The 15,714-nt window shown below is 65.6% G+C and carries 9 protein-coding genes; 5 read left to right on the top strand and 4 right to left on the bottom strand.

From position 1 onward, the window contains the following. On the top strand, positions 1 to 1,381 hold a 1,381-nt coding region (locus tag WAN71_RS17690), incomplete at its 5' end, for an acetolactate synthase large subunit (RefSeq protein WP_422226579.1). A 3-nt stretch (positions 1,382 to 1,384) separates the two neighbouring features. On the opposite strand, the gene WAN71_RS17695 is transcribed toward WAN71_RS17690, so the two are convergent. Beyond that, positions 1,385 to 2,596, bottom strand: a complete 1,212-nt coding sequence (locus WAN71_RS17695) for a PucR family transcriptional regulator (protein WP_422226587.1) — start codon at positions 2,594 to 2,596, stop codon at positions 1,385 to 1,387. 712 nt (positions 2,597 to 3,308) lie between these two features. Here WAN71_RS17695 and WAN71_RS17700 point away from each other — a divergent pair. The 4 genes from WAN71_RS17700 to WAN71_RS17715 all read left to right on the top strand — a co-directional run bounded on the left by WAN71_RS17700 (position 3,309) and on the right by WAN71_RS17715 (position 8,420). After that, positions 3,309 to 4,547 carry a cytochrome P450 gene (locus WAN71_RS17700; protein WP_422226580.1) on the top strand — a complete coding sequence of 413 codons (1,239 nt, stop codon included), beginning with the start codon at positions 3,309 to 3,311 and terminating at the stop codon, positions 4,545 to 4,547. Next, positions 4,544 to 5,542: a PDR/VanB family oxidoreductase gene (locus WAN71_RS17705; RefSeq protein WP_422226581.1), complete on the top strand. Its 999-nt coding sequence runs from the start codon at positions 4,544 to 4,546 to the stop codon at positions 5,540 to 5,542. The genes WAN71_RS17700 and WAN71_RS17705 overlap by 4 nt, the downstream gene beginning before the upstream one ends. Then, positions 5,539 to 6,600 carry a Rieske 2Fe-2S domain-containing protein gene (locus WAN71_RS17710; protein ID WP_422226582.1) on the top strand — a complete coding sequence of 354 codons (1,062 nt, stop codon included), beginning with the start codon at positions 5,539 to 5,541 and terminating at the stop codon, positions 6,598 to 6,600. Before WAN71_RS17705 ends, WAN71_RS17710 begins: the two co-directional genes overlap by 4 nt. 71 nt (positions 6,601 to 6,671) lie before the next feature. Then, positions 6,672 to 8,420 (top strand): GMC oxidoreductase, encoded by a 1,749-nt coding sequence (locus WAN71_RS17715; protein ID WP_422226583.1) that lies wholly within the window; start codon positions 6,672 to 6,674, stop codon positions 8,418 to 8,420. 19 nt (positions 8,421 to 8,439) lie between these two features. Here WAN71_RS17715 and WAN71_RS17720 read toward each other — a convergent pair whose 3' ends face one another. The 3 genes from WAN71_RS17720 to WAN71_RS17730 form a co-directional block, all read right to left on the bottom strand. Beyond that, positions 8,440 to 9,894: a lipase maturation factor family protein gene (locus WAN71_RS17720; protein WP_422226584.1), complete on the bottom strand. Its 1,455-nt coding sequence runs from the start codon at positions 9,892 to 9,894 to the stop codon at positions 8,440 to 8,442. A gap of 96 nt (positions 9,895 to 9,990) precedes the next feature. Next, a complete protein-coding gene (locus tag WAN71_RS17725) occupies positions 9,991 to 11,619 on the bottom strand; it encodes an alpha/beta hydrolase (protein WP_422226585.1) in 1,629 nt (542 codons plus the stop codon). Positions 11,620 to 11,704: 85 nt separating this feature from the next. Next, the coding region (locus WAN71_RS17730; protein ID WP_422226586.1) for an alpha-(1->3)-arabinofuranosyltransferase domain-containing protein at positions 11,705 to 15,714 on the bottom strand (4,010 nt) is incomplete at its 5' end.

The following is a 15,714-nucleotide window of genomic DNA, read 5'->3' on the forward strand; positions in this document are numbered from 1 at the left end:
CAGCACGCCGATGGTCGCGATCTCCGCGCAGGTGGGTCAGGATCGCCAGTTCAAAGAGTCACACCAGTACGTCGACCTGGTGTCGATGTTCGCCCCGATCACCCGCTGGGCCGCCGGTATCCCGACCGTGCAGGCCATCCCGGAGATGTTCCGCAAGGCGTTCAAGGTCGCCGAGGCCGAGCGTCCGGCCGCGGTCTACCTCGCCGTTCCAGAGCACATAGATGGAGATGACGCCGACTACGACTTGACGCCGTTGCCGCGCAACGTCGTCCGTGCCGACGCGCCGGCCTTCCGCCAGGTGGCACGCGCGGTCGATATTCTGCGCGAGGCCAAGCGGCCGGTGCTGTTGGCCGGGCACGGCGCGGCCCGTGCCAACGCGACCTCGGCCTTGGTGCGGTTCTCCGAGGCGTTCGGCATCCCGGTGGCCAACACGTTCCACGGTAAGGGCGTCATGCCCGACGACCATCCCAACGGCATCGGGACCATCGGGTTCATGCGACACGACTACGTCAACTTCGGGTTCGACAATGCCGACGTCGTCATCGCGGTCGGCTACGAGCTGCAGGAATTCGATCCGGTCCGAATCAACCCGAAGGCCGACAAGAAGATCATCCACATCCATCGCTTCCCAGCCGAGGTCGACATGCACTATCCCGTCGATGTGGGGATCATCGGCGACATCAGTGCCTCACTCGATGCGCTCACCGAGGCGCTCGCCGGCCATAGCTATGACGCCGATCCTGAGATCCCCGGCTCCGGTCTCCTTGACGAGGAATTCGAGCGGGGACAACAGGATTCGCGTTACCCGTTAGCGCCCGCGCGGGTAGTCGCCGACACCCGGGCCGCACTGGACCGCAGCGACATCGTCCTAGTCGACACCGGCGCCACCAAGATGTGGATGGCCCGGCTCTACCCGACCTACGAACACAACACCTGCTTGATCTCAAATGGCTTGTCCACGATGAGTTTTGCGTTGCCCGGAGCCCTTGGGGTCAAATTGGCACAGCCCGAGTCGAAGGTGCTGGCCGTGGTCGGCGACGGCGCGTTCTTGATGAACTCCCAGGAGATCGAAACCGCCGTCCGTGAGCGGATACCGCTAGTTGTATTGATTTGGGAGGATGGCGGTTACGGCCTGATCGAGTGGAAGATGGATCTCGAGCTCGGTGAGCACTACTACGTGAAGTTCGGCAACCCCGACATTGTGACCTACGCAGAAAGCTTCGGCGCCAAGGGCTATCAGATCAAAAGCGCCGACGAGCTGTTGCCCACCTTGAAGGCTGCGCTCGACGACGACGGCGTCTCGCTGATCTGCTGTCCGGTCGACTACTCCGAAAATCTGCGGTTGACCGACCGCCTCGGCGAGCTCGACGAGACGCTGTAGCGGTCACCGCAGCACTGCGGCGCCGAACCACTCGCACAGGATCAGCGCGACTTCGACGTCGAGGCGGTCGTCGCTGATCGGACGGCCGCGGCGTTCGACCGCGCGGTGCACGCGGTACTTCACGGAGTTGATGTGGAGGTGGAGCTGCTCGGCCGCCGCCTTGTTGCTTGAGCCGGTGCGCAAAAACGCCCGCAGCGTTTCACGAAGGCGTTCGTCGCTCTCGGTGGGAGACGATAGTGGCCCGAGCACCTCGGCGACCCATGTCGAAGCGGCTTCCAGGTTGTTGCCGACCAGCGCCGCGACCGCGACGCCGGGATCGCTGGCGGCGATGAATCGGGGAACGTTCCCGTCGGACGTAATCGCCACGGCGCGCGCGTCCTGCGCCTGCTGATGTGAGCGGCGGAAGCCGTCGATCCCCGGCAGCGGGTTCCCGGCGGCGATCCATGGCGCGTCGGTTGTCGTCTCAGCAAAGGTACGAATTTGGCCTAGCGCGCCCGGTGCAGCGTTGGGCGGTAACGGAATCCATGCCCATCCAGTCACGTGGTCAATGGAAATGAACAACGGACTCTCGCACGCACCAATCGATTCAGCGAGCTTGTCTAGAAAGCGCTCCATAGCTGTCAATTCGTCGCCGCTGTCGGATTCTCGGCACCAGACGACCATCGCGATGTGGATTCGTCTGAGCGGGTAGCGGATCGTCGCGACCACCGCATCGATATCGATACCGACATCACCGCCCGCAATCAAGTCGCGAACACGAGCTGCGCGCATGGTGTTTCGGTTTCCCAACCAGCGGTCACGCTCGTCCTGGTAAGTGGCTAGGACCAGCTGCGAGATCCGGTCGATGTAAGCGAAGGAGATCCGTGCAATGAGCTCGTACACACCCAGGCTCAGTTTCGGATCCAGTTCCGATACCCGGATCTCCTCGAGCGCGATCTTCAGCACCGCTTGGTGGCCCAGCCGATAGGCTCGCACCAACGCATTTGCTGACACCTCGCGCTGTGCCAGGCGTCGGGCGTACTCGAGTGCGGCCGCGGGGGGCTCGATGTGCTCGATCGAGATGCGGTGGCGAATCGCCGAGAAGAACGTATCGATATTGCTGGCGACGGTATCGCGCAGCAGCTGCAGCAACGGCGTATCCCCGCGCAGCTCTGAGATCTCGGTGACCAGCAACTCCTGGGTTGACCGCGTTATGTCGTTGACCTGGTCTTCCATGCTGCTGACGATCGTTGCCGCACCTTTCGCAATGGCGCCGTCGTCCGCGCCTTCTGCCGGCTGTTGCGCCGCCGGATTATCGCCCGACACCACGCGCCCATCAGATCACGCCAGGCCACGCCTGTCATGGCGTTCGGAGCGCCGCGGTTGATTGGCTTCTGCGGACGAGAATCCACCAACAATTGGTCCTCCGGGGACGTCGCTGCGCGGACGCGAGCTCCCTACCGTTTGATGTCGACGCGCCGATGAATCCCGTTAAACCGGCTGGTTGAAATTCAACCGCGGAGCGTCTGTCCGATTTGATGAATTTCCGCCCGCTGCCTACGCGCAGGATAGGAGAAACGCCCGTGGTCTACCTGGCCCTCGCTGCGATGCTGATGCTGGTTCTTTGGCCGCTGTTGCTTCCAGCAGCGATCCACGGATCGCACACCATCGCAAATTTCCGGCGGAAGCCACCGCGATTTCGAACAACTGATCATCTGCAAGTTGTCAACTGACAATCACGCAACTAAATGAGATCGCCTGCTGCGCAACATTTTTAGGTACAAAGAAGCAGGCGCCCGCGTGACAAACCCTGGCCGCCAACTCACGTCAATCATTGACGTCGAACCACATCCCGTCAAGGCGTCGGCAGCGCACACTGAAGATCGCCGGAACCGACGCCTGCCGCCGAAAGCATTGTCGCAGTTGTACACAAGTTGAAGGAGAAACGATGACAACCATCGACCAACAAGACCTCGACAGCGTCGACCTGGCCGACCCCGCCGTGTGGGACGACGGGCCGCCCTATGAGCTGTTCGCCAGAATGCAGCGCGAGGCGCCGGCGCACTTCAGCCCGCAGCGCAACCTGCCGGGCGAAGGTGGATTCTGGTCGATCACCCGCTACGACGACGTGCGCGCCGTGAGCCGCGACCACCGGACCTTCTCTTCAGAGCGGCGCGGCATCTTTCACATGGACGACGTTGGTGTTCCATTGGATATGCAACGGCTGCAATTGATTTCGATGGATCCGCCGCGTCATGACCGACTCAAGGCGCTGGTGATCAAAGAGTTCACCCCAGAGGCGGTCGGCACGCACGAAGGACATGTCAAACAGATCATCAACCACACGCTCGACAGCGTCGCCGACCGCGAACAATTCGACCTGGTCGCCGATGTCGCGCGCCCGATTCCCGCCCGCGTGATCGGTTCGCTGCTGGGCACTCCACCCGAAGACGACGCCACGCTGGTGCACTGGACCAACGTGTTCACCGCGTTCGAAGACCCGACGATCCGGGAGCAATGGGCCGACACCATGGCGGTCGTCAGCGAGATCGTCGAATACACCCAGAAACGGATCGCGCAGCGCGACGATTCTCCTGGCGGCAACCTGCTCACCGCCATGGTCGATGCCGAGGTTGAGGGCGACAAGCTCAACGAACTGGAAATCGCCACATTCTTCGTCTTGCTGATGTCGGCCGGCAACGACTCGACCCGCGCCACCTACAGCGCGACGATGCTCGAGCTGTTGCGCAACCCGGAACTACGTCAGCAGGTGCGCGACCATCCGGAGCTGGTCGATGCGGTGGTCGAAGAGGGGCTGCGCTGTTATCCCGCATTTGCTTTCATGGCACGCGCAGCCACCAAAGACACCGAGCTGCACGGCAAGACGATCAAAGAAAACGACCGCCTGCTGCTGTGGTACCTCGCCTCCAACCGCGACGAAAGCGTGTTCCCCAACCCGCACAAGTTCGATATCACCCGGCCAGGGCTGGCCGATCAGCACCAGGCCTTCGGCGGTCGGGGCAAGCACTTCTGCCTGGGCGCCAACCTCGCCCGTCTTGAGCTGAAGCTGTGGATCCAGCAGACCCTAGAACGCTTCCCCGACCTGGAATTGGACGGCGACCCGACCCGGGTACGGGCGCTGTTCCTCAACCAGTACAACTCGATCCCGGTGCGGAGAACGTCGTGACCACGCTTGAACAACAGACCCGGGCGAGGCCCGCCTACCGTGAAGTCGAGATTGACGTCGAAGTTCGGCGCCGGGGAACGGTCGCCGACGGTGTCGTCACCTTGACGCTCGCCGACCCGAGCGGGGCCGACTTGCCGGAGTGGGCGCCGGGTGCACATATCGATCTGCTCATGACACCGTCGCTGGTGCGCCAGTATTCGCTGTGCGGCGACACCGCTAACCGCGCCGAGTGGCAGGTCGGCGTGCTGCTCGACCCGAACAGTCGCGGCGGATCCCAGTTCGTGCACGACAAGCTGCACGAAGGTGCCACCGTGCGGGTTCGCGGTCCGCGAAACCACTTCCCGCTGGTGGGTTCCCCGCGATACTTGTTCATCGCGGGCGGCATCGGCATCACCCCGATGATGCCGATGATCGCAGCGGCGGCGGCGGCCGGTGCCGACTGGCGTCTGCTTTACGGCGGCAGAACGCGGTCGTCGATGGCCTTTGTCGACGAGTTTGGGCGCCACGGCGACCGCGTCGCCGTCTGCGCCCGGGACGCTCAGGCGAACTTTCGGGCGGAGCTGGGCTCACTGCTGTCCGAGCCCGCCGAGAACACGCTCGTGTATTGCTGTGGGCCCGAAGGGCTCCTGACCGCGGTCGAGCAGGCGTGCAAGACCTGGTCCGAAGGCAGCTTGCACATCGAACGCTTCTCGGCGAAAGAACTCGAGCCGCCATCACCGGAGGCGCTGGACACTTTTGAACTCGAATGCCAGCGCTCCGGCCTGACTTTGACGGTGCCGCCGGACAAGACCGTCTACCAAGTATGCGAGGACGCGGGTGTCGACGTACTTGGCTCCTGTATGGAAGGCGTCTGCGGCACTTGCGAATGTGACGTGCTGGAGGGTGAGCCCGATCACCGGGACTCGGTGCTCAACGATGCTGAGAAGGCCAGAAACGACGTGATGATGATCTGCGTTTCGCGCTCCCGCTCGGAAAGGCTGGTGCTCGACTTATGAGGTCCAACTACCCATTCAACTGCTGGTATGTGGCCGCAACCACCGACGAGATCGGTCAAGGGCTGCTGGCCCGCCGTCTACTCGATAAGCCCGTCGTCATGTATCGCTGCGGCTCGGGTGACGTGGTGGCAATGGAGGATCGCTGCGTCCATCGGGCGTATCCGCTGTCGGCAGGCCGGCGCGACGGGGACCGCGTGGTTTGCGGCTACCACGGTTTCGGCTACGACCCCGACGGTTGCCTTGTCGACGTGCCGTCGCAGGAGAACGTGCCGCCCGGCGCCCGGGTGCGCACTTATCCGGTTTTCGAGCAGTCGCCGTTCGTGTGGATCTGGCTCGGCGATCCCGGCATGGCCGCGTTGCGGCCGCCACCGCGAGTGCCGTGGTATGCCGATGGGACAGGATGGGGGACCACCACCGAGGTGCTGCGCGTCGAGGCCAACTACCTGTTGCTGCACGAGCATTACCTCGACCTCACCGACGTGTTCGTGATGCACCCAGAGGTCGTGCCGCCGGATATCGAAGTGCTGCCACAGCTTGACGAGGTCGAAGTTTCCGAACGCTCGGTCTCTTATTCCCGGACAACGCCTCCCAGCCGGCTGGCCGCCTGGGAGGCTGAGATCACCGGCCTGACGGCTGACGCTACGGGGACGCGGCGTGAGGAAGGGACATTTGTCTCACCAGCGTTGCATGTCCAGCACTATGTCATTGATCCCGAGGGCGGAAAAGCCTTCGAGCTCTTGCGGATTCAGGGATTTACACCTGAAACGCCGGAGACGACACATGTTTTCCTGCAGCTGGCCCGCAACTTCGCGCACGACAACGGTCACGTCGCCGAGTTTCTCCGCAGCATGTTCCACGAGTGGGCGATGCGAGATTACGTTGTGCTGGAGACGATTCAGCATCGCCTCGGCGAGGAGGCCATGCCGCGACGCGACATCAACGTGAAGGCCGACCGCGCTGCGGTCCGAGCGCGCCGCATTGCCATGGAGATGGTCGACGAAGAGGCCGGCCTTGCTGCACTGCGCCCGATCATGGCAGCAGCGTTGAGGGGCAGCTGACGGCATGCCTTCGCCCGGTCCAGCGGCAGCGGCAATGTAAGTGGCTATCTAGGAAGGCGGCGGAGGTCCCAATGGGTGATCAGGCAACCGATTACGACGTCGTGGTGATCGGGTCCGGGTTCGGCGGCAGCGTGACGGCGTTGCGGCTGACGGAGAAGGGCTACCGGGTCGGCGTGCTGGAGGCGGGCCGGCGTTTCACCGACGAGCAATTCGCGAAAACTAGCTGGGATGTGCGCAGTTTCGTGTGGGCGCCGAAACTGGGCTGCTTCGGCATCCAGCGCATCCACCTGCTGCGGGACTGCGTGATCCTGGCCGGCGCCGGTGTCGGTGGCGGGTCACTGAACTACGCGAACACCCTGTACAAGCCCCCCGCCTCGTTCTTCAACGATCCGCAGTGGAAGCGCATCGCCGACTGGGAAGACGAGTTGACGCCCTACTACGAGCAGGGGCAACGCATGCTCGGTGTGGTCCGCAACCCGCACATGACCCCGGCTGACACGATCATCAAGGCGATCGCCGAGGACATGGGGGTAGGTGACACCTTCAGCCAGACACCGGTCGGTGTGTTCTTCGGCGAACCCGGAAAAACCGTTCCGGACCCATACTTCGGGGGTGCCGGGCCCGAGCGCACCGGCTGCATCGAGTGTGGCGACTGCATGGTGGGCTGCCGGTACGGCGCCAAGAACACGCTGGTGAAGAACTATCTCGGCCTCGCCGAACGTGCCGGTGCCACGGTGCATCCGCTCACCACCGTCGCGTCGCTGCAACAGCGTCCCGACGGAGTGTGGAACGTCGACACCGTGCGCACCGGAGCGGTGCTAAGTAAGAAACGCCAAACCTTCACCGCGCCGTACGTGGTGGTGGCCGCCGGCACCTGGGGTACCCAGAATCTGCTGCACAAGATGAAGGACACCGGCACGCTGCCCCAGCTGTCCGACCAGCTCGGCATGCTCACCCGCACCAACTCCGAGTCGATCTTGGGCGCCATGAAATACAAGGTCGACCCGACCCTGCAGCTGACCCATGGCGTGGCCATCACCTCTTCGATCCACCCCACCGGCGACACCCACATCGAACCGGTCCGCTACGGCAAGGGCTCCAATTTGATGGGCATGCTGATGACCCTGATGACCGACGGCGGCGGTCGCTGGCCGCGCTGGCTGAAGTTCCTCGCCGCGGCCGCCAAGAACCCCGCAGCGCTGCTGCGCGTGCTGACCGTGAAGAACTGGAGCGAGCGCACTGTCATCACTCTGGTGATGCAGAACCTGGACAACTCCATCGCCACCTTCACCAAACGCGGGCTGCGCGGGCGTCACCTGTCGAGCAAGCAAGGCCACGGCCAGCCCAATCCGACGTGGATCCCGGTCGGCAACGAAGCGACCCGCAGGATCGCCGAGAAGATCCACGGGGTGTCCGCCGGAAGCTGGGGTGAACTGTTCAACATCCCGATGACCGCACATTTCCTCGGCGGCTGCGTCATCGGCGCCGACCCCGAGCACGGGGTCATCGACCCCTACCACCGGGTGTACGGCTATCCCACCCTCAGTGTCGTCGACGGCTCGGCGGTATCGGCGAACCTGGGGGTGAACCCCTCATTGACGATCACCGCTCAGGCCGAGCGGGCCGCGGCGATGTGGCCGAACAAGGGCGAGAAGGACCAGCGGCCCGAGCAGGGTCAGGGCTACCGCCGAATCCAGCCGATCGCCCCGAACAACCCCATGGTGCCGCAAGGAGCCCCGGGGGCATTGCGACTTCCGGTCGTCGAGATCCGCCCGAAGGCCACCGAGTCACCGCAGACGTCGGGCACCGGAGTCGCCTGAGACCGGCGCATTGGGCCGCTCACTCGCCCGACCTGGGCCGCGAGGTTGCTTCCGCCAACGAAATGGGCCGCAGGTAACCGCCTTCCAGCGTGCGATGCCACCACGCGTGATCGTGCCGCAATTCAGCCGCGGTGGTGAAGCGGTATCGGTAGAGCTGGGCGCGCACGTATCGCGGCGGAGAGCCCGGGAAGGGATTACGCCGGAGTAAGCGCAGCGTCGCGGGATCATTCTGCAAGAGCCGCAACATAAATGGCCGAAGCCAGGGGTACGCGTACTGCGGCGAGATGGCGGCAAACCACATCAGCCAGTCAAGTCGCAGGTGGTACGGCGCCCATTGCGGCGGCACTCGTCGCACAGATCCGGGCTTGCCCTTGAACTCGTATTCTTTCCACATCGTCTGATCGGTGAGCTCCGGCTCGTCGGTGCCTTCGATCACCACCTCACGGCGGGTTCGGCCGACGGTGCCGAACGCGCCGTAGGTGTTGATCAGGTGGAACGCGTTGAACGACATGTTCATTCGCTGCCGCCGGGAGATCATGTTGGCCACTGGCCAATAGGTCAGCATCGCGGTGAGCACCGTGAATACGATCACCAGGCCGGCGAACCAGGCTGGAGCTGCGGCCAGCGCCGGCTGCTTGGAGATGGGCAGCACTGCTGCCACCGACGACGCGTCGATTGCGCTGCAGCCCAACAGGATCGTCAACCAATTGAGCCAGGCGAAGTTGCCGGACACTACCAGCCACAGTTGGGTGATGACGACGATCGTTCCGGCGATGCTGGCCACCGGCTGCGGGGCGAACAATCCGAAGGGGACGACGAGCTGCGCGAAATGGTTGCCAACGACTTCCACCCGATGCAGCGGTTTGGGCAGATGATGAAAGAACCAGCTCAGCGGCCCCGGCATCGGCTGAGTTTCGTGGTGGTAGTACAGGCAGGTCAGGTCGCGCCAGCACGAATCACCGCGGAGCTTGATCAGTCCCGCGCCGAATTCGAGCCGGAATAACAGCAAGCGCGCCAACCACATCGTGAGCACCGGTGGCGCCACCCGGTCGTTGCCGAGGAAGATGGCCAGGAAACCGGTCTCCAGCAGCAGCGACTCCCAGCCGAACGAGTACCACGTCTGACCGACGTTGACGATCGACAGGTAAAGCACCCAGAGCAGTAGCCACACCAATACCGCGGCCCACAGCGGCAATACGGCGGCCAAGCCCAGCGCCATCGCCGCAGATAGCAGCGCACCCAACCAGGCGAGCGTCGCAAAGAACCGGTCGGAATAGTGGAGGTGGAAGATGCTCGGAGCTTGTCGGAAGGATTGCCGCTGCACATACTGCGGGACCGGCAGTAGCCCGTGCTCACCGATCAGCGCGCGGAACTGTCGTGCCGCACCAACGAAGGCGAGCACATAAACGACCGCGATCCCGCGTTCGAGTATCAGCCTGCCCAACCAATACTCGGGTGCGTTAAACCATCCCATGTCCGTGACTCCTCGGACGGTGGACGTGTGTCATTATCCTGCCGCGTGCATAGCCTGCGCGGGTGAAAACCGCCGTTGCGGACTCGGCTTTTCGGGCTAGTGCGGAGGCGCAACCCCCGCGATGACGGCACCCATGTTGGCCAGCGCGATGTTCTGTTGATCCCAGTAGCTGCTGTGCGGGTCGACGCTCGGCAGCCCCGCGGGGCCGGCGGGTCCTGGGTCGGCCGCCAAACTACGGGCACCGAATTTGGGCGCCGTCGGATCGGGTCCCAGTGTCCATTCGGTAACCACGCCGCTTATGCCGATGATGTCGTTGGCCGCTCGCATCGCATACACGTGGGCGCCGGGCGCCAGGCTGAGCCCACCGGCACGATCTACCAGCATCCCAGGGCTGCCAACCGCGATGACGTTGTCGGCGTCGAGGTGACGCCCACCCGACGCGGCCGCGCCGACCAAAGTCGAGCCGTAGCTGTGGCCGATTACGGTGTCGATCGACGCTGGCCCGACGTGCGAGGCGCGAAGCCCGCTTTCGAACGCGTCCAAACCGCTGGCGCCTGCCCGAGCAGGATCAGGAAAAGCCGCGTGGCTCAAGCTCATTGGACGGTCATAACCCATCCACGTCGTGATCGACACATCGCGAGGGCCAAGAGTCTTGTCCACGGCACGCGCAGCGTTGTACATCGCCACTGCTCGTGCGTCGCTGAACGGCAGCCGGACCAAGTCCTGGCCGGTGCCGGGTACGAATATGCCGTTTCGTTTGGCGTAGTCCGGGTTCCCAACAGCCACCGCGACGAGGCCGGTGTCGGCGAGGTAGCCCAGGTAACGACCCAGCCCATCGGTGCGGTCCAGGTCGGCTCGTACCGCCCGGTATCCCTGCAGGTTGTGTCGCGCCACCGCGAGCTGTGATTGCAGCGCATAGAGCGCGCCGTCGTCGACGTGGTGGCCGGCCAGCATCGCGTCAACGCTGTGTTGCATCCGGTCAACGTCGGATTCGGCCTGCTGCTGGAGCTCCTGCAGGTGCAACCGGTTGTAGTAGTCTTTGCCCAAGTGATCCATTGGGTCCCATGGCATCCCGGCGCGGTTGCCGATGTTGTGGTCTTGGCTGTAGAGCCGGTCCTTTTCTTCCGCGGTGAGCCGATTCCATAACGCGTTGAACTGTTTCGGATCATCAGGCAGCGGCTCGGAAAGCACATCCTGGATGGGCGGCTGATTGCCATCCGGCCCGGCCGGAATGGGCAGGTCTCCGTCGGCGAAATTGATCGCGGTCGCCAGCTCCGCATCGACTGCGTTGGCCTCGGCCACGATCGCGTCTAACCGTGGCTGCAGTTGCATTTCGGCGATGAGGGCGGCTATCGGTGGACCGTCGAACGTCGCACTCGGCACCACCTTGTTGGCCATCGGGTCGATCGTCATCTGCAGCTCGACGGCATCATGACGCAGCGTGCGCAACGCGGACTGCACGTGCTCGATGCCGTCGGCGGCTTTGCCCGCCGCCTGAGCCACCGCCAATGACTCGTTGCCGTGCGCGTCGAGGTCTTGGCGGATCGCGGCATTGGTGTGCTTCCTGGCCTCGGCGGTCGCCCCTTCCCAGGTGTCGAACACCGCCAACGAGCTCAGTTGACGCGACGCCTCCAGCGTGGCCTGCCCGCGCGCGCGAGCCGCGTGGAACACCGTCCGCACCGCCTCGACGCTCCACCGATCAATATCGGCCACCGGCAACGACATCGCCACCACCTCGCAAGAAAGAAGTGCTGACTATCCCGGTAACAGCGTTGAAGATCGGGCACAACTCACCCGCTGCCTGAATTGCTTACCGGGCGGATTTGTGCCACGACGTCGCGGCGGCTGCTAGGACCGCGAGTGAAATCAGCGCCAGCAGCTGCACGCCGGCGGAATGCCCGGCGTAACCGCCGACCGACCGCCACGGATGCCGGGACAGTGCCGCGCCCGCCAAAACCAGCCCTCCGGCGGTCAATCCCACAGCGGCCACGTCACGCCGTCGCGGACGGGCGCGCAGCGCCCACTGCATGCCGAGCGCGGCGCCGAACACCAGCACGCCCACCACTCCGGCGATCACCGCCCCGGCGGTCAGCACGGCGATAGCCGCCCAGGGCCCGGGCGGCCACGGGCGCGCCGGGGGATCGGCTGGATCATCTGTGCGCGGCTGGCGCGCACGAGGCCACCACGTCATCAGGGCCAATAGCGGCAGTAACGCCAGCCCGCCGGCCAGGCCGGCGCGATATAGCGAGTTGGGCGCAAAGGTCAGCGTGATGGCGCCGGACGTTCCCGCCGGCACCACCCAGCCCTGCTGCCAACCGTTGACGGCCACCGGTGTGAGCCGAGTCCCGTCGCTGGTGTGTGCGACCCAACCGGGGTTGATGCTTTCCGGCACCACCAGTACCCGCGGCGTCGTCACCGCCGGTATGTGGACCTCGCGGCGGGCCGAACCCCATGCCCCGGTGGCGGCAGATGTCACGGATGTGGCTGTGGCGGTTGGTGATTCGGCTGCGAGCGGACCAGACAATTGCGCGCCGTCGACGATGAATTGCGGGCCGGGGCTGATCAAGAGCTCCTGCTGACCGGTCGGCAACAGGATCTGCTGCCGGTCGCACAGTTGGGCGGCGACCGGCACGCTGTCCAGCAGCGCACCCACCGTGGTCTGGATCGCGGTGTGCACGAACCGGCCGGCGATCGCGATGACGGGCCCGTGCGCGCAGTCGACGGTGACCTCGCGAGCGCGGTTGCGGGCGGCGTCCGCGGCGGCGATCGGTCGGCCGTCGGCGCCGAGCACCGAAATCTCAGCCAGCCCCGGCGGTTTGAGCTGATCGAAGCCCAGCGCGGTGCGGTCGATCACGTCGTCCCAGTCGAGCAGGCTGAGTGTCACGGTGCCGGTGACACGGGATTTCAGCGACAGGGTTTGCGGACCGGTGAACTCGCGGACCTGCGGGCCGTCCCCGAGGTCGACGGCCACCATGGTCGGGTGCGCGGGCACTGACGACCGGCTGGGAACCAGCCGTAGCCCGGTCACTTCCGTCGGCCGCGGCAGGGTGAGGGTCAGCGTCGGGGGCGTCTTGTGCTGCACCACCCGCTGCGGTGCCGTCCACGTGGTGGCCGGATCACCGTCGGTGGCGGCATAAGCGGAGCCCAGAACGTCGACCAGGTCGGAGTCACCGCGGGCCCGGGTGGTGTCGGGTTCGGCGATCAGGTCGGCCAGTTTGGGTCCCGGCCGCGCGCGCACCCACACCGTCGGCAGCACCGAAACCGGTTGGGGCACAGTCAGTGTGCGGCTGAACGTGACCGGTGTCTCGGGCACCAGCGCCATCGAGGCCGCGCACTGCATGGTCCTCGGGTCCCCTGGACCCTCAGCGCAGCCCGGCCTGCCGAGGAACTCGGAGCCCAGGTCCCACCGTCCGACGGCCGTGTCCGGCGGGGGACCGGGAACCAGCACGGTGTGGCGCAGGTCGACCGGGTGCGCGAACCCGGAGGCGTCGTACTGGGTGATCGACAAGTCGGTGATCGCGAACTGCACTCCGGCCGAACCGTCGTCGGTGCCGATCGCGGTGATCCGCACCCACGGGGTTTCGCCGTAGGGCAGCGCCGCAGTAAGCGGTTTGCCGGCCTCGTCGAACCGCAGCGTGGTGGTGCCGGTCGCGGTGGCTACTTCGATCCTCCGGACCTGGGCGCCGACGGCGGTCGCGCTGGGCGTGATGGTGATGACGCTGTTGGTCACCGGATGGTCGAAATCCACTTGGAGCCATTGACCGACGGCGGACTGCAGCCCGTTGGACACCCACGCGGTGGCCGAATCGCCGTCAATCGCGGCGGCGGGCGAGCTCGCCGGGGCGACGTCAGGTAGCGCCGTGGCATCCGACGACGAACTGGACACCGTGAGCCGGCCACCGGTCCAGGCGCCGTAAACGGTCTGAGCGCCCGGAGTCGGGTAGTCGGGCACCCGGTTCAAGGTGTGCCGGGTGTCGCCGACGGCCCGGATCGCCGACGAGTGGTCATCGACCCGGCCATAGTCGGTCTCCCGGGCCACCGGCGTATCGGTGATGGTGACCCCGGCTTGTCCGGGCACCGGCAGACCGGCGCGTTGAGAGTCCGCGGTCATCAGCACTGGGCCCAGCGGCGGCTGACCCGACAGTCGTCGGCGTTCGTCAAGGCGCAACAGCACTTCCGGACCGCCATCGACGCGGGCCAGCTGGTCGATGTCAGCCAGGTAAGGCGCGCCTTGGCGATTTACCGAGTCGCCCCCGGCGGTGGCGACTCGGTAGATCTCCACGGCCGGATATCGAGGCCGTAATCCGCTGTCGGTGACGAACCCCGACACCGGGCCGGGCCCGACCGGCGCGCCGAACTCGGCGACTTTCGCCAGGCGCGGCGATCCCGCGATGGCCCGGTGCACCAGAATCGGGCGTGCCGATCGCGACGTGTCGGGATCCAGATCGTTGCGCACGACGACATACGAGATGCCTTGGCGGGCAAGCGTATCGGCCAGACCGGCGGAGGGTCTGCCAGCCGCGAACAGACGTTGTACCGAGTCCAGCGCCCGGATGGTTTGCGGTGGGGTCAACGGGATGGAGTCGCGCACTCCCCACGGGCTGTCGCCGAGCGCCTGCAACGGTTCGTCGTGGCTGGTGCCCCACAGCTGGGTGGCGAACGGCGCGCCGGGAACCACCAGCACTCGGCCCGCAGTCGGGGTGCCGGTGTTGTGCGCGGACAGCCAGTCGGCGGCGTCGTGCCAATACCGCGGTATGGCGCTGAACGTCCCGGGCGGGGTGATCCGACCGGTCCATGCCAACGAAGTCCCGGCCATCAGCGCGGTCAGGATCACGATCGCGGCCGCGACCCGTTTGTCACGCTCCGGGTGAGCAAACGCGTGGATCCACGCGACTCTGGGGGCGCTTCCCGGTAGTGGGATCCGGCCCAGCACCTGCGCCAAACCCAGGACTATCGGTATCCGGATCACCGACTCCAGCTTGTGCACATTCCGCAGTGGCGCGCCGCCCGCGTCCAGGAAAGCTTGCGCGTGATGCGCCAGCGGTGAGCCGAGCCCGCCGCTGTAGCCGGCGGCCAGCAGTACCACCCCGATCAGCAGCATCGTCACCAGCCGCCCCCGCGCCGGCAAATCCCGCATCACCAGCCCGGCCAACCCGGCCGCTGCCACCAAGCAGGTGGCCAGGATCGCGACCGATCCGGTCACCAACTGTGCCCCCGCGGTCGCGTCGGGCGCCACGAACGGGGTCCAACTGTCGGTACCGCGCAGCACTTCGACCAGCGACGACCACTGGGTGGTCACCCCGGACGATTCGATGAAGTCCAGAAACGGCGGGCTGATCCGGGCCATCAAGATCAGCGCCACCAGCCACCAGGACATGGCCAACGCCAGGGCCAGCAACCACCACCCGGTATAGCGCCACCACCGGCGGTTGGGCCGGTGGCAGGCCCACCAGATTACCGCGGGCAGGCAGCCGGCCAGCGTCGCGATCGCGTTGACCGCGCCCATCAGCGCGACGGCCACCCCGGCCTGGCCGGCGAGTTGGCGCACCGATCGGTTGGCCTCGCCGCGCAGCGCCAGAATTGTGGGTAGCAGCACCCACGGCGCCAGCATGATCGGCAAGGTTTCCGACGAGATCGAGCCCAGCGTGGTCAATACCCGGGGCGAAAGGGCGAACGCCGCCGCGGCGATCACCCGTGATGTGGGGCTGCCGATACCCAGCGCCTCAGCGACCCGAAGCAATCCCCAGAAGCCGACCGCCAGCAGCAGCGCCCACCACAGCCGCTGGGTCACCCAGCCGGGCAGCCCCAGCAGGTGACTGG

The organism is Mycobacterium sp. (genome assembly GCF_049280035.1).
Classification (GTDB): Bacteria; Actinomycetota; Actinomycetes; order Mycobacteriales; family Mycobacteriaceae; genus Mycobacterium.

What these genes read in the sequence shown, in the direction of transcription:
- WAN71_RS17715 (WP_422226583.1), top strand. Translation starts at nt 6,672, where the DNA reads ATGGGTGATCAGGCAACCGATTACGACGTCGTGGTGATCGGGTCCGGG.
- WAN71_RS17710 (WP_422226582.1), top strand. Translation starts at nt 5,539, where the DNA reads ATGAGGTCCAACTACCCATTCAACTGCTGGTATGTGGCCGCAACCACC.
- WAN71_RS17720 (WP_422226584.1), bottom strand. Translation starts at nt 9,894, where the DNA reads ATGGGATGGTTTAACGCACCCGAGTATTGGTTGGGCAGGCTGATACTC.
- WAN71_RS17725 (WP_422226585.1), bottom strand. Translation starts at nt 11,619, where the DNA reads ATGTCGTTGCCGGTGGCCGATATTGATCGGTGGAGCGTCGAGGCGGTG.
- WAN71_RS17695 (WP_422226587.1), bottom strand. Translation starts at nt 2,596, where the DNA reads ATGGAAGACCAGGTCAACGACATAACGCGGTCAACCCAGGAGTTGCTG.
- WAN71_RS17700 (WP_422226580.1), top strand. Translation starts at nt 3,309, where the DNA reads ATGACAACCATCGACCAACAAGACCTCGACAGCGTCGACCTGGCCGAC.